Annotated in this window: 17 protein-coding genes; 7 read left to right on the forward strand and 10 right to left on the reverse strand. The window is 68.1% G+C overall.

Annotated features, from left to right (window positions below):
* Positions 1–14 precede the first annotated feature (14 nt).
* Entirely contained in the window at positions 15–1,886 is a 1,872-nt protein-coding gene (locus GD429_RS24480; RefSeq protein WP_152860682.1) for an ABCB family ABC transporter ATP-binding protein/permease, read from the forward strand.
* Between the two features lie 113 nt (positions 1,887–1,999).
* Here GD429_RS24480 and murU read toward each other — a convergent pair whose 3' ends face one another.
* Both murU and GD429_RS24490 read right to left on the reverse strand, forming a co-directional pair.
* The gene (gene murU, locus GD429_RS24485; RefSeq protein ID WP_152860684.1) at positions 2,000–2,719 is read right to left on the reverse strand and encodes an N-acetylmuramate alpha-1-phosphate uridylyltransferase MurU; all 720 of its coding nucleotides are present in this window, start codon (positions 2,717–2,719) and stop codon (positions 2,000–2,002) included.
* A gap of 22 nt (positions 2,720–2,741) precedes the next feature.
* Positions 2,742–3,791 carry an aminoglycoside phosphotransferase family protein gene (locus GD429_RS24490; RefSeq protein ID WP_152860686.1) on the reverse strand — a complete coding sequence of 350 codons (1,050 nt, stop codon included), beginning with the start codon at positions 3,789–3,791 and terminating at the stop codon, positions 2,742–2,744.
* A 223-nt stretch (positions 3,792–4,014) separates the two neighbouring features.
* Here GD429_RS24490 and GD429_RS24495 point away from each other — a divergent pair, with 223 nt between their 5' ends.
* From GD429_RS24495 to rsmA, 4 genes are read left to right on the forward strand one after another with little or no spacing between them, the layout of a single operon-like run.
* The gene (locus tag GD429_RS24495; protein ID WP_152860688.1) at positions 4,015–6,375 is read left to right on the forward strand and encodes an LPS-assembly protein LptD; all 2,361 of its coding nucleotides are present in this window, start codon (positions 4,015–4,017) and stop codon (positions 6,373–6,375) included.
* A 51-nt stretch (positions 6,376–6,426) separates the two neighbouring features.
* Complete coding sequence (locus GD429_RS24500) at positions 6,427–7,785, forward strand: peptidylprolyl isomerase (protein ID WP_152860690.1); 1,359 nt, start codon at positions 6,427–6,429, stop codon at positions 7,783–7,785.
* Positions 7,786–7,796: 11 nt separating this feature from the next.
* Positions 7,797–8,783 carry a 4-hydroxythreonine-4-phosphate dehydrogenase PdxA gene (gene pdxA, locus GD429_RS24505; RefSeq protein WP_152860692.1) on the forward strand — a complete coding sequence of 329 codons (987 nt, stop codon included), beginning with the start codon at positions 7,797–7,799 and terminating at the stop codon, positions 8,781–8,783.
* Positions 8,784–8,832: 49 nt separating this feature from the next.
* The gene (gene rsmA / locus GD429_RS24510; RefSeq protein ID WP_152860694.1) at positions 8,833–9,660 is read left to right on the forward strand and encodes a 16S rRNA (adenine(1518)-N(6)/adenine(1519)-N(6))-dimethyltransferase RsmA; all 828 of its coding nucleotides are present in this window, start codon (positions 8,833–8,835) and stop codon (positions 9,658–9,660) included.
* 115 nt (positions 9,661–9,775) lie between these two features.
* Here the strand turns inward: rsmA and GD429_RS24515 are convergent, their stop codons facing one another.
* A complete protein-coding gene (locus GD429_RS24515; protein WP_152860696.1) occupies positions 9,776–10,711 on the reverse strand; it encodes a DMT family transporter in 936 nt (311 codons plus the stop codon).
* A gap of 388 nt (positions 10,712–11,099) precedes the next feature.
* On the opposite strand from GD429_RS24515, the gene gloA reads away from it, so the two are divergent.
* Positions 11,100–11,489 (forward strand): lactoylglutathione lyase, encoded by a 390-nt coding sequence (gene gloA / locus GD429_RS24520; protein WP_152860698.1) that lies wholly within the window; start codon positions 11,100–11,102, stop codon positions 11,487–11,489.
* A gap of 111 nt (positions 11,490–11,600) precedes the next feature.
* On the opposite strand, the gene GD429_RS24525 is transcribed toward gloA, so the two are convergent.
* From GD429_RS24525 to glyQ, 5 genes are read right to left on the reverse strand one after another with little or no spacing between them, the layout of a single operon-like run.
* Positions 11,601–12,488, reverse strand: coding sequence for a M48 family metallopeptidase (locus GD429_RS24525; RefSeq protein ID WP_152860700.1), 888 nt, complete (start codon positions 12,486–12,488; stop codon positions 11,601–11,603).
* 46 nt (positions 12,489–12,534) lie between these two features.
* On the reverse strand, positions 12,535–13,299 hold the full coding sequence (locus GD429_RS24530) for a lysophospholipid acyltransferase family protein (protein ID WP_152860702.1): 765 nt from the start codon (positions 13,297–13,299) through the stop codon (positions 12,535–12,537).
* Between the two features lie 43 nt (positions 13,300–13,342).
* On the reverse strand, positions 13,343–13,906 hold the full coding sequence (gmhB, locus tag GD429_RS24535) for a D-glycero-beta-D-manno-heptose 1,7-bisphosphate 7-phosphatase (protein ID WP_152860704.1): 564 nt from the start codon (positions 13,904–13,906) through the stop codon (positions 13,343–13,345).
* A gap of 10 nt (positions 13,907–13,916) precedes the next feature.
* Entirely contained in the window at positions 13,917–16,016 is a 2,100-nt protein-coding gene (gene glyS, locus GD429_RS24540; RefSeq protein ID WP_152860706.1) for a glycine--tRNA ligase subunit beta, read from the reverse strand.
* A gap of 22 nt (positions 16,017–16,038) precedes the next feature.
* Positions 16,039–17,043 carry a glycine--tRNA ligase subunit alpha gene (glyQ, locus tag GD429_RS24545; protein ID WP_152860708.1) on the reverse strand — a complete coding sequence of 335 codons (1,005 nt, stop codon included), beginning with the start codon at positions 17,041–17,043 and terminating at the stop codon, positions 16,039–16,041.
* 322 nt (positions 17,044–17,365) lie between these two features.
* On the opposite strand from glyQ, the gene GD429_RS24550 reads away from it, so the two are divergent.
* Positions 17,366–19,021 carry a hypothetical protein gene (locus GD429_RS24550; protein ID WP_152860710.1) on the forward strand — a complete coding sequence of 552 codons (1,656 nt, stop codon included), beginning with the start codon at positions 17,366–17,368 and terminating at the stop codon, positions 19,019–19,021.
* 201 nt (positions 19,022–19,222) lie between these two features.
* Here GD429_RS24550 and lnt read toward each other — a convergent pair whose 3' ends face one another.
* Together lnt and GD429_RS24560 are read right to left on the reverse strand one after the other, a co-directional pair.
* The gene (gene lnt, locus GD429_RS24555) at positions 19,223–20,914 is read right to left on the reverse strand and encodes an apolipoprotein N-acyltransferase (RefSeq protein WP_152860712.1); all 1,692 of its coding nucleotides are present in this window, start codon (positions 20,912–20,914) and stop codon (positions 19,223–19,225) included.
* A 52-nt stretch (positions 20,915–20,966) separates the two neighbouring features.
* Positions 20,967–21,854: an HlyC/CorC family transporter gene (locus tag GD429_RS24560; protein WP_152860714.1), complete on the reverse strand. Its 888-nt coding sequence runs from the start codon at positions 21,852–21,854 to the stop codon at positions 20,967–20,969.
* Positions 21,855–22,036: the final 182 nt, after the last annotated feature.

The raw sequence follows: 22,036 nt of genomic DNA on the forward strand, positions 1-22,036 counted from the left end.
CCGATCCTTCCCCCATGCGCCGATTTCCTGCTTCCGGCGAGCCCGCGCCGGCTTCGACCGGGCCCCGCAACGACTGGCAGACCATCCGGTCGCTGCTGCCGTACCTGAGCACCTACAAATGGCGCGTCGCGCTCGCGCTCGGCTGCCTGATCGGCGCGAAGGTCGCGAACCTCGGCGTGCCGGTCGTGATGAAGCGCATCGTCGACCACCTGTCCTACGTGCAGCAGATCACCGCGCTCGGCCGCGCCGAGCAGTCGGCCGGCATCGTGCTCGCGGGCGGCGTCGGCCTGCTGGTCGTCGCGTATGCGTTCGTGCGGCTGTCGACGTCGCTGTTTACCGAGCTGCGCGAGATCCTGTTCTCGAAGGTCACCGAGAGCGCGGTGCGCCAGCTCGCGCTGCAGGTGTTCCGGCACCTGCACGGGCTGTCGCTGCGGTTTCACCTGGAGCGCCAGACGGGCGGCATGTCGCGCGACATCGAACGCGGCACGCGCGGCATCCAGCAGCTGATTTCGTATTCGCTGTACAGCATCCTGCCGACGCTCGTCGAGGTCGGGCTCGTGCTCGGCTTCTTCGTGGTCAAGTACGAGGCCTATTACGCGTACGTGACGTTCGCGGCGCTGGTCACGTACATCGTGTTCACCGTGAAGGTCACCAACTGGCGCACGCACTTTCGCCGCACGATGAACGAACTCGATTCGCGCGCGAACTCGCGGGCGATCGATTCGCTGATCAACTACGAGACGGTGAAGTACTTCGGCAACGAGGAGTGGGAAGCGCAGCGCTACGACGAGAACCTGAAGCGCTACCGCAAGGCGGCGATCCGCTCGCAGAACTCGTTGTCGGTGCTGAACTTCGGCCAGCAGGCGATCATCGGCACGGGGCTCGTGTTCATCCTGTGGCGCGCGACGCAGGGCGTGCTCGCGGGCAAGCTGACGCTCGGCGATCTCGTGCTGATCAACACGTTCATGCTGCAGCTCTACATTCCGCTGAACTTTCTCGGCGTCGTCTATCGCGAGCTGAAGCAGAGCCTCACCGACATGGACCGGATGTTCGGGCTGCTGTCGGCCGCGAAGGAAGTCGCGGATTTGCCCGATGCACGGCCGCTCGCGGTGGCCGGCGCGCAGGTGCGCTTCGAGCACGTGAACTTCTCTTACGAGCCGGCGCGGTCGATCCTGCACGACGTGACGTTTACGATCGACGCGGGCACGACGACCGCGGTGGTCGGTCACAGCGGTTCCGGGAAGTCGACGCTGTCGCGCCTGCTGTTCCGCTTCTACGATCTCGACCGGCAGGCGGGCGGCGCGATCCGGATCGACGGCCAGGACATCCGCGACGTCACGCAGGATTCGCTGCGCGCGTCGATCGGGATCGTGCCGCAGGACACCGTGCTGTTCAACGACTCGATCTACTACAACATCGCGTACGGCCGGCCGACCGCGACCCGCGACGAGGTGGTCGCGGCCGCGCGCGCCGCGCACATCCACGATTTCATCGAGAGCTTGCCGAAGGGCTATGACACGCCGGTCGGCGAGCGCGGGCTGAAGCTGTCGGGCGGCGAGAAGCAGCGCGTCGCGATCGCGCGCACGCTGCTGAAGGATCCGCCCGTCCTGCTGTTCGACGAAGCGACGTCGGCGCTCGATTCGCGCTCGGAACGCGCGATCCAGCACGAGCTCGACCAGATCGCGCGGCATCGCACGACGCTCGTGATCGCGCACCGGCTGTCGACGGTCGTGCACGCGCAGCAGATCCTCGTGATGGATCACGGACGGATCGTCGAGCGCGGCACGCACGACGAACTCGTGCGCGCGGACGGGCTGTATGCGCAGATGTGGGCGCTGCAGCAGCAGCGCGCGGCGGCGGGCGGGGAAGAGGCCGAGGCCGTATGAGCGGCGATGCTGCGCGCGGTGGCGCGCAGCGGGAACGCGGGGCGGTATGCCGGAAGGGCGCGCGGGCAGCGTAGCGGCACGACGCGGCGCCGCGTCGCTAGTCCGTCGTCCGGTCAGCCCGCGGCGCGCAGCCGCGCGTCGAGCTCGCCGAGCTGCGCGGGCGTGCCGACGTTCTCCCAGATGCCTTCGTACAGTTCGCCGCTCGCGCGGCCGGCTTCGATCGTCGCGCGGAAGTACGGCGTCAGTGCGCGTCGCGTGCCGGGTGCGAGATCGCGGAACATCCGCGTGTCGTACAGGCCGATGCTGCCGAACGTGACGCGCTCGCCGCCGTCGAGCGACAGGCGCCCGTCGCCACCGAGCACGAAGTCGCCGGCCGGATGGAACGGCGGATTCGGCACCATCACGAGATGCATCGCGGGCGCGTCGAGCGCCGCCATGCGCGAGGCAGGGGCGGCGAGCTTCAAGTAATCGAACTCGGCGAACACGTCGCCGGCCACCGCGACGAACACCGTCGACCGCCCGTCGTGTTCCAGTAGCGGCAGCGCCTGCGCGATGCCGCCGGCGGTCTCCAGCGCTTCGCCCTCGGCCGAATACGCGAGCCGCACACCCCAGCGCGAACCGTCGCCGAGCGCGGCCTCGATCCGTTCGCCGAGCCACGCATGGTTGATCACAATCGTCTCGATGCCCGCGCGCGCGAGCGCTTCGATCTGCCAGACGATCAGCGGCTTGCCGCCCGCTTCGAGCAGCGGCTTCGGGCGGGTGTCGGTCAGCGGGCGCATCCGTTCGCCGCGCCCGGCGGCGAAGATCATCGCCGTGGTCAGGGTGTCGCTCATGTTCGGCCGGGTTTCAGGACAGTCAGAACGTATAGCCCACGTCGGCCGGCGCATTGCCCTCGAGTTCGTCGAGCAGCTTCGCGAACGGCACGAGCGGGCGGTAGCGCAGCGCGACCTTGCGCGCATACGCAAGGAAGCGCGGCAGGTCGTTCAGGTAGTGCGGCTTGCCGTCGCGGTAATCGATGCGCGCGAACAGGCCGAGGATCTTGATATGGCGCTGCAGCCCCATCCATTCGAGCTGGCGGTAGAACTCGCCGAAATCCGGATCGACCGGCAGGCCGGCCTTTTTCGCCTTTTCCCAGTAATACGCGAAGCAGTCGAGCTCGAACTCCTCGTCCCAGCTGATGAATGCGTCGCGCAGCAACGACACGACGTCGTATGTCAGCGGCCCGTAGACGGCGTCCTGGAAATCGAGCACGCCCGGATTCGGCTCGCAGACCATCAGGTTGCGCGGCATGAAGTCGCGCAGCATGAAACCCTGCGGCTGTGCGTGCGCGCTGGCGACCAGCAGCGCGAAGGTGCGGTCGAGCGTGCCGCGCATCGCGTCGGTGACGGGCTTGCCGAGGTGGCGGCCGACGAACCATTCGGGCAGCAGCTCCATTTCGCGGCGCAGGAACGCTTCGTCGAACGGCGGCAGCACGTCGGGCTTCGACGTGAGCTGGAAGCGGATCAGCGCGTCGAGCGCGTCGCGCATCAGCGGTCGCGCGGCGGCCGGGTCGGCGGGATCGAGCACCGAGATGTACGATGTGCGGCCGAGGTCCGTCACGAGCATGAAGCCCGCATCGAAATCGTGGGCCAGGATGTCCGGAACGTGATCGCCGGCCGCGGCGAGCAACTGCGCGACCTGGACGAATTCGCGGCACTTCTCGGGCGGCGGCGCGTCGACGGCGATCAGCGTGCCGCCGGCGCTCGTGGCCGACGCGACACGGAAATAACGGCGGAAACTGGCGTCGGACGACGCAGGCGCGAGGGTCGACAGGTCAAGGGCGTAGCGCCCGGCGAGCGGGTGCAGCCACGCGGCAAGTGCTTCGAGGCGGGCGTCGGGCTGGGATGCGGCGGATGGCGGCGTCATGAAACTCGGAGGAGGGGAGAACGTCTTGCCATATAATACCCCACGACTTTTTTGACGCGCCCCGCGTCAGCTTCCGCCGTACAGGCCCGCGGCCTGTCGCGCCGTCCGCCCGATCGCCTCCCCGGTTTGCGCTCAGCCGCAGTCGCGGTTCGACGGCGCGGCCCGCCGTGCGCGAGTGTGCCGTGCAGGCGCGGTTGACAAGGGGCGATTCGCCAAACGATAGATGCCGCCCAAACCGCTATTCCCGAATGTTTTCCCCGGTGACGGGGCGCCGCGCAAACGGCGGCTCGCGCTCGCGCTCCTGGCCGTGCCCGGCCTCGTGCCGGCCGTGTCGTACGCGCAGCTGTCGGGCGCGGCTGCGCAGCCGCAGCCGCTCGACTCGCCGTGGGATCTGCGTCTCGCACCCCAGCTCGAGGATCATCCGCTGAAGGACGGCTCGAAGCCCGCTGCCTTCGTGATCGCCGACCACACGAGCGGCACGGCCGACCAGGATCTGGCCGCGAAGGGTTCGGCCGAACTGCGGCGCGGCGACGCCGTCGTGAAGGCCGACGCGATCCACTACGATCAGGATACCGACATGGCCGATGCGTACGGCCAGGTCAGGGTAATCAATGGCGGCACGTCGTTCGCGGGCCCCGAGGCGCATCTGAAGATCGAGGCGAACCAGGGCTTCATGACGGCGCCGAAGTACCACTTCAACATGACGGGCGGGTCGGGCAGCGCGGAGCGCGTCGACATGGTCGACAACGAGCGCTCGGTGTTCGTCAACGGCACGTACACGGCGTGCCAGTGCTCGACGAATCCCGCGTGGTACATCAAGGGCAGCCGCTTCGACTTCGATACGGGCGCCGACGAAGGCACCGCGCGCAACGGCGTGCTGTTCTTCCAGGGCGTGCCGATCTTCGCGAGCCCGTGGCTGACGTTCCCGCTGTCGGGCGAGCGGCGCAGCGGCCTGCTGCCGCCGACGTTCTCGATGAACTCGAACAACGGCTTCGAGCTGACGCTGCCGTACTACTTCAACATCGCGCCGAACCGCGACCTGACGCTCACGCCGCGCATCATCTCGCGGCGCGGCGTGATGGCCGAAGCGACGTTCCGCTACCTGTCGCCGTCGTATTCGGGCACGTTTACGGCCAATTACCTGCCGGATGACCGGCTCGCACACCGCAACCGCTACGCGATCTACTGGCAGCACCAGCAGAACTTCGGCGGCGGCTTCGGCGGCTACGTCTACTACAACAAGGTCTCCGACAACACCTATCCCGAAGATCTCGGTTCGATGAACCAGTTCATCAACGGGACGCAGACGCTGTACCAGCAGGAAGCCGGCCTCACGTACAACAACGGCCCGTGGTCGGTGCTTGCACGTTACCAGCACTGGCAGACGCTGCCGCCGTCGATCGCGCCGTACAGCCGCGAGCCGCAGTTGAACGTGAAGTACACGAAGTACAACGTCGGCGGCTTCGACTTCGGTGCGGAAGCCGACTATTCGCGGTTCCGCATCACGACGGGCGATGCGACCGAAGGCGACCGGATCGTCTTCAACCCGTACATCGCGTACGGCGTGTACGGCCCCGGCTACTTCGTCGTGCCGAAGGTCCAGTACCACTTCGCGTCGTACGACCTGAACCACCTGTCGTCGAGCACGCCGAACAATCCGAAGCGCTTCACCGAGTCGATCCCGACCGTGACCTTCGACTCGGGCCTGATCTTCGACCGCTCGGTGCGCCTGTTCGGGCAGGACTTCATCCAGACCCTCGAGCCGCGCCTGTACTACGTGTACACGCCGTATCGCGACCAGTCGAACGCGCCGCTGTTCGACACCGCGGAATCGGACTTCGGCCTCGCGGAGATCTACCAGCCGAACACGTTCGTCGGCAACGACCGGATCGCCGATGCGAACCGGATCACGGCCGGCCTCACGTCGCGTTTCATCGATCCGCGCACCGGCGACGAGCGTGCGCGCTTCGTGATCGCGCAGCAGTACTACTTCGCCGATCAGCGCGTCACGCTGAATTCCGGGCAGACCGCGGTGCAGGCGCGCCACTCGGACCTGATCGTCGGCGCCGCGCTGAAGCTCGGCTCGGGCTTCATGTCGGAAACTGCGTTCCAGTACAACCAGAACAACAACCAGCTCGTGAAGTCGAGCATCGGTTTCGGCTACAGCCCGGGCGAGCGCCGCGTGATCAACGTCGGCTACCGCTATACGCGCTCGAACACGACGCTCGACAACCAGCCGATCAACCAGTTCCTGGTGTCCGCGCAATGGCCGCTCACGCGCCGCCTGTATGCGATCGGCCGTTTCAACTACGATCTTGCCGGCGATCGCGTGGTCGACGGTCTGCTCGGCTTACAATACGACGCGGATTGCTGGGCGCTCGGGGTCGGGGTGCAGCGGGCTGCGAACGGCATAAATTCGTCGGGACAGCAGAACTCGTCGACGCGCGTCATGATGCAACTGACGCTCAAGGGCCTGTCGACGGTCGACAACGGCCTCGTGTCCGCATTCCGCGCCGGGGTGCCGGGCTACACGCCGCTGCCGCCGCCGCCGCCGCCGATGTCCCGCTTCAGCAACTACGAGTAACGCCGGCTTGTCTGCACCGGTCAGCACGATTTCAATGGAGTATCAGTGGCAATGAAGAAAACCCTTCGTTTCGCGGCAGTCGTGTCCAGCCTCGCCGCGTCCGCCGCGCTGCTCGCCGCCGCGCCGGCCGCGGCGCAGGCGCTCGGTTCGCGCGGTGCGCAACTCGCCGACGAAGTCGTCGCGGTCGTCAACAACGACGTGATCACGGGCCGCGAACTCGACCAGCGCGTCGGCCTGATCGCGCGCCGGCTGCAGCAGCAGAACGCGCCGGTGCCGTCGGCCGACCAGTTGCGCGCGCAGGTGCTGAACCAGATGGTGCTCGAGCGGATCCAGGTGCAGAAGGCCAAGGACGACGGGATCCGCATCGACGACGCGACCGTGCAGTCGACGCTGCAGCGTCTCGCGCAAGCGAACGGGATGACGCTCGAACAGTACCGCGCGCGTCTGGAGTCGCAAGGCGTGCCCTGGAGCATCTTCACGAGCGATGCGCGTACCGAGCTGATGCTGTCGAAGCTGCGCGAGCGCGAAGTCGACGGCAAGATCACCGTGTCGGACGCCGAAGTCGCGAACTACATCGCGAGCCAGCGCGGGCCGAACGCGGCGCAGCAGCAGGACCTGCGTTTCCAGCACATCTTCATCAAGGCGCCGACCAACGCGCCGCAGGCCGACATCGAAGCCGCGCAGAAGAAGGCCGACGCGCTGCTGCAGCAAGCGAAGTCGGGCGCCGATTTCGAGCGGCTCGCGAAGAACAACTCCGAAGCGAACGACGCGAAGAAGGGCGGCGACCTCGGCTTCAAGGCACCGAGCGCGCTGCCGGCCGAAGTCGTCGACGCCGCATCGAAGCTGCGCCCGGGCCAGGTCAACCCGACGCTGATCCGCGTGCCGGACGGCTTCGAGATCGTGCGCCTCGTCGAGCGCCGCCAGAGCCAGGGCGCTTCCGCCGCGGCGCCGAAGATCGTCCAGACGCACGTGCGCCACATCCTGCTGCGCGTGGGTGAAGGCAAGTCGGAAGGCCAGGCGCGCCAGCAACTGGCCGACATCCGCAACCAGGTCGAGGCCGGCGGCGATTTCGCGAAGTTCGCGCGCACCTACTCGCAGGACGGTTCGGCGTCGCAAGGCGGCGATCTCGGCTGGATCAGCCCGGGCGAAACCGTGCCGGAATTCGAGCGTGCGATGAACAACCTGCAGGACGGCCAGATCAGCCAGCCGATTCGTACCGAGTACGGCTACCACCTGATCCAGGTGCTGAACCGCCGCGAGGCGGAAGGCTCGGTGCAGCAGCAGATGGACATCGCGCGTCAGGCAATCGGCCAGCGCAAGGCCGAGCAGGCATATGCCGACTGGCTGCGCGAGTTGCGCGACTCGTCGTACGTGCAGTTCAAGATCGGCGGCGTCGGCCCGGCGAACTGAACGAGCTTTACATGACCACGCCCGCGCTGCAGATCGCGATCACGACCGGCGAACCCGCGGGCGTCGGCCCGGAGCTGACCGTGCAGGCGCTGCGTGATGCCGCGCAGCGCTGGCCCGATGCGCATTTCACCGTGCTCGGCGATGCGGCGCTGCTCGACGCGCGCGCGGCGGCGGTCGGCGCGAACCCGGCAACGCTCGCAGGCGAGCAGGTGTCGGTCGCGCATCACGCGCTCGCCGCTCCGGTGCAGGCGGGCAAGCTGGACGCGGCGAACGGCCGGTACGTGCTCGACTTGCTCGACGCGGCGATCGACGGCGCGCTGGCAGGCCGGTACGACGCGATCGTTACCGCGCCGCTGCAGAAGAGCACGATCAACGATGCGGGCGTGCCGTTCACCGGCCATACCGAATACCTGGCCGAGCGCACGCATACGCCGCGTGTCGTGATGATGCTGGCGGGCACCGGCGCCAAGCCGCTGCGCGTCGCGCTCGCGACCACGCACCTGCCGCTGAAGGACGTGTCGGCCGCGCTGACGATCGACGGGCTCGTCGAGACGCTCGCGATCGTCGATCGCGACCTGCGGCGCGACTTCGGTCTCGCCGCGCCGCGCATCCTCGTGACGGGCCTGAACCCGCACGCGGGCGAGAACGGTTATCTCGGCCGCGAGGAGATCGACGTGATCTCGCCGGCGCTGGCCCGCGCGAACGCGCAGGGTATCGACGCGCGCGGCCCGTATCCGGCCGACACGCTGTTCCAGCCGCGCCATCTGGCCGATGCCGATTGCGTGCTCGCGATGTTCCATGACCAGGGGTTGCCCGTGCTGAAGTATGCGACGTTCGGCGAGGGCATCAACGTGACGCTCGGGCTGCCGATCATCCGCACGTCGGTCGATCACGGCACCGCACTCGATCTGGCCGGCACGGGCCGCGCGGATCCGGGCAGCATGGTCGCCGCGCTCGATACGGCTGTCACGATGGCGCGCCATCGCCGGGCCGTCTGACGCGGCCCGACCTCACCCCATTCGTCGTATTTTTCGTTTTACTGAGTCGATGTCGAACAGCAGACAGCACCAAGGCCACTTCGCGCGCAAGCGCTTCGGGCAGAACTTCCTCGTCGATCACGGCGTGATCGATTCGATCGTGTCGACGATCGGTCCCGCGCGCGGCCAGCGCATGGTCGAGATCGGCCCCGGGCTCGGCGCGCTGACCGGGCCGCTGATCGAGCGTCTCGCGACGCCCGAGTCGCCGCTGCACGCGGTCGAGCTCGACCGCGACCTGATCGGGCGCCTGCAACAGCGCTTCGGCGCGCTGCTCGAACTGCACGCGGGCGACGCGCTCGCGTTCGACTTCGGTTCGCTCGCGGCGCCCGGCGACAAGCCGTCGCTGCGGATCGTCGGCAACCTGCCGTACAACATTTCCAGCCCGCTGCTGTTTCACCTGATGACGTTCGCCGACGTGGTCATCGACCAGCATTTCATGCTGCAGAACGAAGTCGTCGAGCGGATGGTCGCGGAGCCGGGTACGAAGGCGTTTTCGCGGCTGTCGGTGATGCTGCAATACCGCTACGTGATGGAAAAGATGCTCGACGTGCCGCCGGAATCGTTCCAGCCGCCGCCGAAGGTCGATTCGGCGATCGTCCGGATGATTCCGTACGAGCCGCATGAACTGCCGGACGTCGATCCGGTGCTGCTCGGCGAAATCGTCACCGCCGCGTTCTCGCAGCGCCGCAAGATGCTGCGCAATACGCTCGGCGACTATCGCGAGACGATCGATTTCGATGCGCTCGGCTTCGATCTCGCGCGCCGTGCGGAGGACGTGAGCGTGGCCGAATACGTTGGTGTCGCGCAGACGCTCGCGGCGGTGCGCAAGGCCGGGTAACGCGCGTGGCGCGGGCCGGACCAACGGATGTCGCGATGAGGCTGCCCCGCGGGGCAGCTTTTTTGTTGTGCTTGTGCCTTTCTTCGCATGTGCGGCTGCCGCCTGCCGCTCGCCGTCACACCCGCCTGCGCGGCGGCGTGTTGACGAGCGCGATTCCGGTCAGCACGAGCGCGGCCGCGGACATGAAGCGCCAGCCGACCGATTCGCCGAGCAGCAGCACGCCGAACGCGACGCCGAACAGCGGCGACAGGAACGTGAATACCGACAACCGCGACGCGCTGTAGCGCGTCAGCAGCCAGAACCACGACAGGTAGCTGACGAACGCGACGATCACCGACTGGTACGCGAGGCTCGCCACCGCGATCGGCGTGACGTGCGCGAACGACACCTGCCCGAACAGCGCGGCGAGCGCGACCAGCACGACCGCCGACACCGCGAGCTGGTAGAACAGCGTCTTGCTCGCACTTGCGCGCGCGAGCGCCGTCGAGCGCACGACGACCGTCGTCGCGGCCCACATCGCGCCGCCGAGTATGCCGAGCGCGTCGCCGGCCAGCCCCGCCAGCGCGGAGGCGCCCGGCGCGCGCGGTTTCAGGAAGCCGTCCGCGAACGCGAGCGTGATGCCGGCAAACGCGAGGCCGACGCCGGCCCACTGCACGCGCTGCAGCCGTTCGCCCGGCGCGAACAGGTGCAGGCCGAGCGCGGTGAAGCAGGGTGCCGTGTACAGGAAGATCGCCATGTGCGACGCGCTCGTCAGCGTCAGCCCGAAGAACACGCAGACGAATTCGCCGGCGAACAGCGCACCGGCCGCAAGGCCCGCGCCGAACGTGCCGTCCGCGCGGAACAGCGGTGTGCCGCGCGCGCGGGCCCAGCCCCACAGCAGCAGCGCGGCGATCACCGAGCGCAGCCCGGCCTGGAACATCGGTGCGATGGCGGCGTTCGTGCTCTTGATCGCGACCTGCTGGAAGCCCCAGATCGCGCACAGCAACAGCATCAGGCCGACTGCGCGCATGTCGAGCGCGCGGCGCATGGGCGTGGCGGCAAGCGTGGTCATCGGCGCGCCTCGTTGATTCGATACGGCAGCAGCAGCGAGATCGGGGGGGCGGCGCGTTCGGCGCGCTCGAATCGGCGGTTTCGCACGGCAGTATGGCTGGTTGGGAGAGTGGTCGCGTTCGGGCGGCGGGCCGCATGCCCGATTTTGGTGCGAGGTGGAAGGATGTTACCCGATCGGCCGGCCTGAAGGGGGCGCGTCGAGTGTGCGGCCGGTTCTGCCGGTGTACCCGTGCTCGCGTATCGGATCGACGCCTTGTATCGGCCGCCCAGGCAGGGCGTCCCCAGCTTGGTGCCGCCGACCAGGTGTCCCCGACTAGGCGTCCCCGACGAGTTTCACCCGACTCTGGTAGAGTTTCCGGTTCTGGAAAGTCCCCACAGGAGTACACGACATGCGTTTGCTGCATACGATGCTGCGAGTCGGCGATCTCGACCGCTCGATCAAGTTCTACACCGAATTGCTCGGCATGAAGCTGCTGCGTCGCGACGATTATCCGGAAGGCAAGTTCACGCTCGCGTTCGTCGGCTACGAAGACGAAAGCACGGGCACCGTGATCGAGCTGACCCACAACTGGGACACGCCGTCCTACGATCTCGGCAACGGCTTTGGCCACCTGGCGGTGGCGGTGGAGGATGCCTACGCGGCGTGCGAGAAGATCAAGGCGCAAGGCGGCAAGGTCACGCGCGAAGCCGGGCCGATGAAGCACGGCACGACCGTGATCGCCTTCGTCGAGGATCCGGACGGCTACAAGATCGAGTTCATCCAGAAGAAGGCGCACTGAGCGCAGGATGAACGGGGGCCGCGGCGCGCGATGCGCGCGGCGGCGGAGCGAACGGGCGGTGCGGGGTGTCCCGCATCGCCCGTTTGCGTTTTCAAACGAAGACTGCGCGCGTTACAGCGACGGCAGCAGCTCGGGCGGGTGATGCTTGAGCGTGTGCCGCGCTTCGCGGAACTCGGGGAAGATCGATTCGACGGTCTGCCAGAAGGCGGGGCTGTGGTTCATCTCGCGCAGGTGCGACAGTTCGTGCGCGACCACGTAGTCGACGATCGACATCGGGAAATGGATCAGCCGCCAGTTCAGGCGGATCTTGCCGTCGCTCGAGCAACTGCCCCAGCGCGTCGCGGCCGACGACAGCGCGTACATCGAATAGGTGACGCCGAGCTTTTCCGCGTAGACCGCGAGGCGTTCGCCGAAGATCCGCTTCGCCTCGCCCTGCAGCCAGCCCTGCACGCGATCCTTGATCTGCTGCATGTCGGCCTGCGCGGGCAGCGGCAACGAGAGCCGCAGCGCATCGGCGTCGAACCCGACGGCGCCCGCGCCGAGCGCGATCGTCACCGTCTTGCCGAGATATGGAAGCTGCGCGCCGTCGCGCCAGTCGATCTGCGGCAGCGCGCGCTGCTCGGTGCGCGTCTTCCACTCGGCGAGCTTCGCGAAGATCCAGCGTTGTTTCTCGGAGATCGCGGCCTCGATGTCGGTGAGCGTGACCCAGCGCGGCGCGGTGATCGACAACCCGCTGCCGTCGATCGTGAAGCCGATCGTGCGACGCGCCGAGCGCTTGAGGCGGTATTCGAGCACGCGGCTGTCGAGTGCGAACGTGCGCACGCGCGAGCGGTCGGGCGCCGGGCCCGGATCGAGCGGTGCGGCGGGCGCCGCTTCAGGCGGCGCCGGCGGCGTGGCGGGCGCCGACGGTGCGGCGGCCGGCCCGTCGAAGAGCGGCAGATCCATCTGGCGATGATCGAGAGCCACGACGGCTGGCCGTGGCCGCGGACGCTGTTTCATCAGTTCGCTTCTTTTTGACGTACGCAACGGCTGCAATCTGCGGGATTCAGACACGCGCGGCATCGCGCGTGCCGGCATTGCCCGCCTGACGATACGAATCGGGATCGATGCGGCGCATTTCCGCTTCGATCCATGCTTCGACCTGCGAGTTCAATGCATCGGGCGTCAGCCCGTCGACGGGGATCGGCTTGCCGATCGACACGGTGACGACGCCCGGGAATTTCATGAATGAGTTGCGCGGCCATACCCGCCCTGCATTGTGCGCGATCGGCACGACCGGCGTGCCGGTTTCGATCGCGAAGCGCGCGCCGCCCGTCTTGTACTTGCCCTGCTTGCCGACCGGCGTGCGCGTGCCTTCGGGGAACATGATCATCCATGCGCCTTCCGACAGCCGCTTCTTGCCCTGGCGGATCACCGAGTTGAACGCGTTCTTGCCTTCCTTGCGGTTGATGTTGACCATGTGCAGCAGCCCGAGCGCCCAGCCGAAGAACGGCACGTACAGCAGCTCGCGCTTGAACACGTAGCAGAGCGGCTTCGGCATCAGCGCCGGAAACGCGAGCGTCTCCCACGCGGACTGGTGCTTCGACAGCAGCACGGCCGGGCCGTCGGGCAGGTTGTCCATCCCTTCGATCCGGTAGCGGATGCCGTTCAGCCAGCGCACGACCCACAGCGTCGACTTGCACCAGCCGGCCGCCATCCAGTAGCGCGCGTCGGGGCGCATGAACGGGAACGCGATGAAGCACGCGGTGGCGTACGGCACCGTGTACAGGATGAAGTAGATCAGCAGCAGCAGGGAGCGGACGAAGCGCATCGGCGTGAGTCTGGCATTAGGGAGGATGCGCGCGGCAGCCGCATCACTCGTGTTCGTGTGAAAGGAAATCGAGCGCAAATGCGCGCAGGTCGTCGTGGACCTTCGTGCCGGGTGGCAAATTGCCGGCAGCGAGCGTCTTCTTGCCCTTGCCGGTCAGCACGAGGTGCGGCTGGAAGCCGACCGCGACACCGGCCTGCAGGTCGCGCAGCGAATCGCCGACGGCCGGCGTGTGATCGGGATCGATCTCGAAGCGCTCGGCGATCATCTGCATCATGCCGGGCTTCGGCTTGCGGCAGTCGCAGTGATCCTCGGCCGTATGCGGGCAGAAGAACACCGCGTCGATGCGCGCGCCGACCGCGGCCGCCGCGCGATGCATCTTCAGGTGCATCTCGTTGAGCGCGGCCATGTCGAACAGCCCGCGACCGATGCCGGACTGGTTGGTCGCGACGACCACGCGATAGCCCGCGTGGTTGAGCCGGGCGATCGCCTCGAGGCTGCCGGGCAGCGCGATCCATTCGTCGGGCGTCTTGATGAACGCATCCGAATCGACGTTGATCACGCCGTCCCGGTCGAGGACGACGAGCTTTCGGTTGGGGCTGGTCGGCATCGTGCGGCCCTTATGCGGCGAGCTTCGAGATGTCGGCGACGCAGTTCATCTGCTGGTGCAGCGCCGACAGCAGTGCGAGGCGGTTCGCTCGCAGCGCGGGATCTTCCGCGTTGACCATCACGTCGTTGAAGAACGTGTCGACCGGCGCGCGCAGCGCGGCGAGCGCCGACAGCGCGCCCGTGTACGCATGCGCCTCGAGCTGCGACTGCACGTGCGGCGTCACGGCCGCGAGCTGTTCGTGCAGCGCCTTCTCGGCAGCTTCGACGAGCAGCGCCGGCTGCACCGCGCCGTTCGCGCCGCCTTCCGACTTCTTCAGGATGTTCGAGATCCGCTTGTTCGCGGCCGCGAGCGCTTCGGCTTCCACGAGGTGCGTGAATTCGCGCACCGCGTCGAGGCGCGCGACGAGATCGTCGACGCGCGTCGGGTTCAGGCTCAGCACCGCGTCGACCTCGCCGGCCGAATAGCCGCGCTCGCGCAGCAGGCCGCGCAGGCGATCCATGAAGAACGCGAAGATTGCATCGGTCGATTCGGCGACGCCCGGCACGCCTTCGAAGCGCGCGTGGGCCGTGCGCAGCAGCGACACGAGATCGAGCGGCAACTGCTTCTCGAGCAGCAGGCGCAGCACGCCGAGCGCGTGGCGGCGCAGCGCGAACGGATCCTTCTCGCCGGTCGGCGCGAGGCCGATGCCCCAGATGCCGACGATCGTCTCGAGCTTGTCGGCGAGCGCGACGGCGGTCGATACGGGCGTGGTCGGCAGCGCGTCGCCGGAGAAGCGCGGCTGGTAGTGCTCGGCGCACGCGAGCGCGACGTCGTCGGCTTCGCCGTCGTGGCGCGCATAGTACGTGCCCATCGTGCCCTGCAGTTCCGGGAATTCGCCGACCATGTCGGTCAGCAGGTCGGCCTTCGCGAGGCGCGCGGCGCGCTTCGCGTGCGCGGCGTCGGCGCCGATCGCGGGCGCGATCTCGCCGGCCAGCGCCTCGAGGCGCTCGACGCGCGCGAGCGCCGAGCCGAGCTTGTTGTGATAGACGACGTTCGCGAGCAGCGGCACGCGGTCGGCGAGCGGCTTCTTCTTGTCCTGCTCGAAGAAGAACTTCGCATCGGCGAGGCGCGGGCGCACGACGCGCTCGTTGCCTTCGATGATCTCGCCCGGCGTCTTGGTCTCGATGTTCGACACGATCAGGAAGCGCGAGCGCAGCTTGCCGCCGACGTCGGTCAGCGCGAAATACTTCTGGTTCGTCTGCATCGTGAGGATCAGGCATTCCTGCGGCACCTGCAGGAATTCGTCCTCGAAGCGGCACGGGTAGACGACCGGCCATTCGACCAGCGACGTCACTTCGTCGAGCAGCGATTCGGGCATCACGACCGTGTCGCCGTTCGCGTGCTCGTTCAGTTGCGTGCGGATCGTTTCGCGGCGGTCGGCGAAGTGCGCGATCACGCGGCCCTTGTCGCGCAGCGTGTCGGCGTAGGCGCGCGCATGCTGGATCGCGACGAGGCCGTCGGACAGGAAGCGGTGGCCGAGCGTGGTGTCGCCTGCGTCGATGCCGAACGCGGTGACGGGCACGATGCGATCGTCGTGCAGCACCGTCAGGCGATGCACGGGGCGCACGAACTTCACATCGGTGCCGTCCGGGCGCTGATAGGTCATGAACTTCGGGATCGGCAGCTTCGCGAGCGTTTCGTCGAGCGCGGCCTGCAGGCCGTCGGCGAGCGTCGCGCCGGCTGCCGAATAGTTGACGAAGAGCGCTTCGGCCTTGCCGTCCTGCGCGCGCTCGAGATCGGCGATCGACAGGTTCGGGTGGCCGAGCGCCGCGAGCTTCTTCGCGAGCGGGGCCGTCGGCTTGCCTTCGGCGTCGAGCGCGACCGACACGGGCAGGACCTTTTCGCGGACCTGTTTTTCAGGCGCGACGGCGCGCACGTTCTGCACGACGACGGCAAGGCGGCGCGGCGTGGCGTAGCGTTCGAACACGAGTTCGCCTTCGACGAGGTCGCGCGCCGCGAGGCGTTGCGCGAGACCTTCGGCGAATGCGTCGCCGAGGCGCGCGAGGGCATTCGGCGGCAACTCTTCGGTCAGCAGTTCGACGAGCAGGGGAGCGGGATGATTGTGCGTCATGTTTGGAAGAAATCTCGTCTCGTCAGTCTTGGTCGATCTTGCGTTCGACCTTGAGCGGCGGCACCCATGCCGGCTGCGCGGCGTCCTGGGCGTCGGTGGTGAGGCCCGGCACGCCCGGCGGGTTGCCGAGCATCGGGAAGCCGAGCTTCTCGCGCGAGTCGTAATAAGCCTGCGCGACGAGACGCGACAGCGCGCGGATGCGGCCGATGTACGCCGCGCGCTCGGTCACCGAGATCGCGCCGCGGGCATCGAGCAGGTTGAACGTGTGGCCGGCCTTCAGCACGAGCTCGTACGCGGGCAGCGCGAGCTGCGCGTCGATCATCTTCTTCGCTTCCGCTTCGTAGCTGTTGAAGAACGTGAACAGCAGGTCGACGTTCGCGTGCTCGAAGTTGTAGGTCGACTGCTCGACCTCGTTCTGGTGGTAGACGTCGCCATACGACAGGCGGCGCAGCTCGAGGCCGTTCGGGCCTTGCTCTTCCCACTCGGTCCACACGAGGTCGTACACGTTCTCGACCTTCTGCAGGTACATCGCGAGGCGCTCGAGGCCGTACGTGATCTCGCCGAGCACGGGCTTGCATTCGAGGCCGCCGACCTCCTGGAAATACGTGAACTGCGTGACTTCCATCCCGTTCAGCCACACTTCCCAGCCGAGGCCCCATGCGCCGAGCGTCGGGTTTTCCCAGTCGTCCTCGACGAAGCGCACGTCGTTCTGCTGCAGGTCGAAGCCGAGCGCTTCGAGCGAGCCGAGGTACAGGTCGAGGATGTTCTCCGGCGCCGGCTTGAGCACGACCTGGTACTGGTAGTAGTGCTGCAGGCGGTTCGGGTTCTCGCCGTAGCGGCCGTCCTTCGGGCGGCGCGACGGCTGCACGTACGCGGCGCGCCACGGCTCGGGGCCGACCGCGCGCAGGAACGTGTGGACGTGCGACGTGCCCGCGCCGACTTCCATGTCGATGGGCTGGAGCAGGGCGCAACCCTGCTTGTCCCAGTAGGACTGCAGCGTCAGGATGATTTGCTGAAACGTAAGCATGAAGAGCCTTCGTGGCGCTGGCGCTCCGTTGCGGGCCGTGCTCCGGGCGGGGCCCCGAGGGTCGGCTCGCGCGGCGGCGCGGCTTGTTAGTGTGCTGAAACGCGTAATTTTACCGGATCGGCGACCGGATGCGGCCGGAACACAGGCAAGGGCGCCGCCGGCCCGCTTCCTGCGGCCTGTGCGAGCGTGGCCCCGTGCGCTCCGCGCAGGCGCATACGGCCCGGCGCGACGCGCGTGCCGCGACGCTTCGCGCGGGCGTTAAGATGCGCGTATTGCGGCTCGCGCGACGCGTGCCGCGTCACCGCTTGCAGGTTCCGATCGCATGGACGACCCGAACGACATCCTCATTCCGCTGCTTCCGCCGTTCCTCGCGCTGCTCGGGCGGGCCGCCGATGCGCAGGCGCGCGGCGAGCGCGCCGCGCACGATCTGTGGCTCGCCGCCGCCGCCCATCTGCATGCGGTCGACGCCGATGCGCTCGCGCAACTCACGGCGGCGCTCGTCGCGCGGCAGCGCACGGCCGACGCGCTCGCGCTTGCCGAATGCGCGGCGCGCGTGCGGCCGGGTGCGGCCGCGCACTTCAATCACGGCTATACGCTGCAGATGGCCGGCCGTCACGCGGACGCGGTCGCGCCGTACCGCGCGGCGCTCGCCGCCGATGCCGGCTGGCCGTCGCTGCGCAACAACCTCGCGATCGCGCTGCGGTTGTCGGGCGGTGATCGCACGGAGGAAATCGCGCTGCTCGACGCGGCCGTGAATGCGGACTCGCGCGACGTGCAGGCGTGGATCAACCTCGTCGTCGCGCGGCTCGCGACGCACGACCTCGACGGCGCGCTCGCATGCGCCGCACGGCTCGCCGACCTCGCGCCCGACAACGCGCTCGCGATGAACAACGTCGCGATGGCGATGAAGGAGGCGCAGCGCTGGGACGACGCCGAGCGTTACGCGGCGCGCGCGTGCGAGCTGGCGCCCGACGACGCGTCGTTCCGTTTCAACCTCGCGATCATCCAGCTCGTGCGCGGCAACCACGCGGCCGGCTGGCGCGGCCACGAGGCGCGCTGGGACGGCGCGGGCGAGCTGCGCGGCCGCCGGCCGGCGCTGCCGGGCCCGCGCTGGCAGGGCGAGCCGCTCGCGGGCAAGACGCTGCTCGTGTGGGGCGAGCAGGGGCTCGGCGACGTGCTGCAGTTCTGCCGCTTCGTCACGCCGCTCGCCGAGCGCGTGCATCGCGAGGGCGGCCGGCTCGCGTGGAATACGTTCCCGCAGGTGGGTACGCTGATGCAGCGCAGCCTGGGTGCGCACGCGGATGCGTTCGGTGCGGGCGGTGGCGTCGACGCGCTGCCGGCATTCGATTACGAAGTGCCGCTGATCGGCCTGCCGCTGATGCTCGGCATGGAAGCGTCGACGCTCGCGTCGTCGGTGCCGTACCTGCGGGCCGATCCGGATGCGCGCGATGCGTGGCGCGCGCGGCTCGCGGGCGACCGCCGGCTGAAGGTCGGGCTCGTGTGGACGGGCAGTGCGGGCCACCAGCGCAATCCGTTCCGGCGCGTCGGGCTCGAGCGTTATGCCGACGCGTTCCGCGGGATCGACGGCGTCGCGTTTTATTCGCTGCAGCCGGGCGCGAACGCGGATGTCGCGGCGGCGCGTGCGGCCGGCTTCGCGATCGACGACTTCACGGCCGAACTGAAAAGCTTCGACGATACGGCCGCGTTCATCGGCGCGCTGGATCTCGTGATCACCGTGTGCACGTCGGTCGCGCATCTGTCGGGCGCGCTCGGTGCGCGCACCTGGGTGCTGCTCGACGTGAATCCGCACTGGCCGTGGCTGCTCGAACGCCAGGACAGCCCGTGGTATCCGACCGCGACGCTGTACCGGCAGCGGACGTTCGGCGCGTGGGAACCGGTGATGGAGGAAGTGAGCCGCGATCTGCGGAACCTGGCCGTGCAGCCGGCACAATCGGATCGATCGGCCCGCCAGGCCTGAGCGGCCGACCGCTTTGCGGCCGCGGGCCGCGTCGCGCAGCGATCGGCTCTTCTGGTGGCCAGCCCCACGAATGATTTTTTCCAAACAGGGGAACGTGCGCTGCCGGCTGCATTGCGGCGTCGTGCGTCGCTTGTCCCCTTGGGGGACGGCCGGCAACGCACGTTCGCAAGCCCGTTATTAGCGTGAACAGGCCCTATTGCGTCATGCCTGCCGGTCGTTGCCGTTCTTCCGGCCGTTGCGCCGGCGCAGCCCCGGCCCGAACGTGAAGCCGAACGCGAGCAGCACGAACGACACCGCGAGCACGATGTTGTTGCCGCTCGTCACGTATGGCGTGAAGCCGCTCGTGCCTTCGATCCGCACGTCGAGCGAGCCGATCGTGAACGGCTTCAGCTGGCCGAGCACGCGCCCGTGCGCGTCGATCGCGGCCGTCATGCCGGTGTTGGTCGAGCGCAGCATCGGCCGGCCCGTTTCGAGCGAGCGCATCCGTGCGATCTGCAGGTGCTGGTCGAGCGCGATCGTGTCGCCGAACCATGCGAGGTTCGTCACGTTGACGAGCACGCCCGGCGGCTGCGGATTGTCGCGGATCGTTGCGGCGATTTCCTCGCCGAACAGATCCTCGTAGCAGATGTCGGCCATCACGGGCTGGTTGTGCACGAGGAACGGCTTCTGCACCGGCGCGCCGCGCGCGAAGTCGCCGAGCGGCATCTTCATCAGGTCGACGAACCACCGGAAGCCCCACGGGATGAATTCGCCGAAGGGCACGAGGTGGTGCTTGTCGTAGTGATAGATGTCGCGCGAGTTCGGCGTCACGCCGTACAGGCTGTTCGTATAGTCGACGTAGCGGCCTTCCTCGGTCACCGACGCGCCGACCGCGCCGAACAGCACGGCCGAGCCCGTCGTGTCGCTGAACTTGCGGATCGCGACGGCGAACGGCTCGGGCAATTCCTGGATCATCACCGCGATCGCGGTCTCGGGCGTGACGATCAGGTCGGCCGGCTTCTCGACGATCATCTGCTGGTACATCTTGATCGCCGCGTCGATGCCTTCCTGCTCGAACTTGATGTCCTGCTTCACGTTGCCCTGCAGCAGCCGCACGGTGAGCGGCGCGTTCGCGGGCACAGTCCACGTGACCTGCGACAGCCCGAGGCCGGCCGCGACGAGCGCGACGGCGACGCCGGCCGGCGCGGCGATGCGCACGCGCGCGTTGCCGCCCGCGCTGCTTTCACGCGCGGGCGACGGGCGCGCGGCGGCGAGCGCCTGCACGACCAGCGCGGCGAACAGCGCGAGCACCCACGCGATCCCGTACACGCCGACGACCGGCGCGAAGCCCGCGAACGGGCCGTCGACCTGCGGGTAGCCGCTCGCGAGCCACGGAAAGCCGGTGAACAGCGTGCCGCGCAGCCATTCGCCGAGGGCCCATGCGCTCGCGAACGCGAACGCGCCGTGCCAGGTCGGCGAGAACGGCCGCGGGTCGGGCGCGCGGCGATGCCACGCATGGCCCGCGCAGAACGACCACAGCCCGGCCGAGAACGCCGGGTACAGCGACAGGTACAGCGAGAACAGCACGAGCGCGCCGCCCGCGAGCGGCGCGGCCATCTCGCCGTACACGTGCATGCTGATGTAGAGCCACCAGACGCCGCTGATGAAGTTGCCGAAGCCGAACGCGCCGCCCGTGAGCGCGGCGCCGCGCCAGCTCGACGTGCGCGTCAGTTGCGCGAAAAACCAGACGAATACGACGAGCTGCAGCCAGCCGCCGTGCGGCGTCGGTGCGAAGCTGAGCGTATTGGCCGCGCCGGCGAGCAGCGCGGCCGGGTAGTGCCAGCGCGGCAGCGCGCGGCCGGGTGCCGGCGCGAGAAGGCCGCCAGTCGGGCGGGACGGGATCGGATCGTCCATGTGAAGCGGAAGTGGGCGAGCGGTTGAAGGAGGCGCGGCTGGCGCGGGACGGTCAGTCCTCGTGCGAGGTTTCGGCGCGACGGCTGGCGAGCGGGTTGCGGCGCACCAGCAGCACATGAACCTGGCGCGCATCGCCGCGCTGGATCTCGAACACGAGGTTGCCGAGCTGCAGCTTCTCGCCGCGGTGCGGCACGCGTCCGAAATGATGGGTGATCAGGCCGCCGATGGTATCGACTTCGTCGTCGGGGAAATCGGTGCCGAACGTCTCGTTGAACTGTTCGATCTCGGTGAGCGCGCGCACGCGGTAGCGGCCATCCGGCCCCGCGATGATGTTGCCGGCTTCCTCGTCGAAGTCGTATTCGTCCTCGATGTCGCCGACGATCTGTTCGAGCACGTCCTCGATCGTGATCAGGCCCGCGACGCCGCCGTATTCGTCGACGACGATCGCGAGGTGGTTGCGGTTCACGCGGAAGTCGTGCAGCAGCACGTTCAGGCGCTTCGATTCGGGAATGAACACGGCCGGGCGCAGCATCCCGCGCACATCGAACTCTTCCTCGGCGTAGAAGCGCAGCAGATCCTTCGCGAGCAGCACGCCGATCACGTTGTCGCGGTTCTCCTCGAACACGGGGTAGCGCGAGTGCGCCTTTTCGAGGACGAACGGGATGAAATCTTCGGGTTTGTCGGCGATGTTGATCGCGTCCATCTGTGCGCGCGGCACCATGATGTCGCGGGCGCACAGGTCGGATACCTGGAACACGCCTTCGATCATCGACAGCGAATCGGCGTCGATCAGGTTGCGTTCGTGCGCGTCCTGGAGAATTTCCAGCAGCTCGCCGCGGGATTCGGGCTCGGGCGAGATGAAGTCGGTCAGGCGCTCGAGGAGCGAGCGCTTTTCTTGCGGTTTGTCGGTTGGCTTACGACTGGGATACGAATCGTTCATGGTGGTGCGCCCGGGTCATGCCGGGGCGCGCTGTCACGGAGTAGGCAAGGATACACCAAGGGCACGACGCGACCGTGTCACCCCGGCCGACCGGCCAGGGTGGGCGGCTCGCGCGCGGGCCCGCTCGCGGACGGCCGCGCCGGGCGCGGCATCGTCCTCGTGCCCATCCTATCTCAGAAAGG

This window comes from Burkholderia sp. BE17, from assembly GCF_009362305.1.
GTDB lineage: Bacteria > Pseudomonadota > Gammaproteobacteria > Burkholderiales > Burkholderiaceae > Burkholderia > Burkholderia pyrrocinia_C.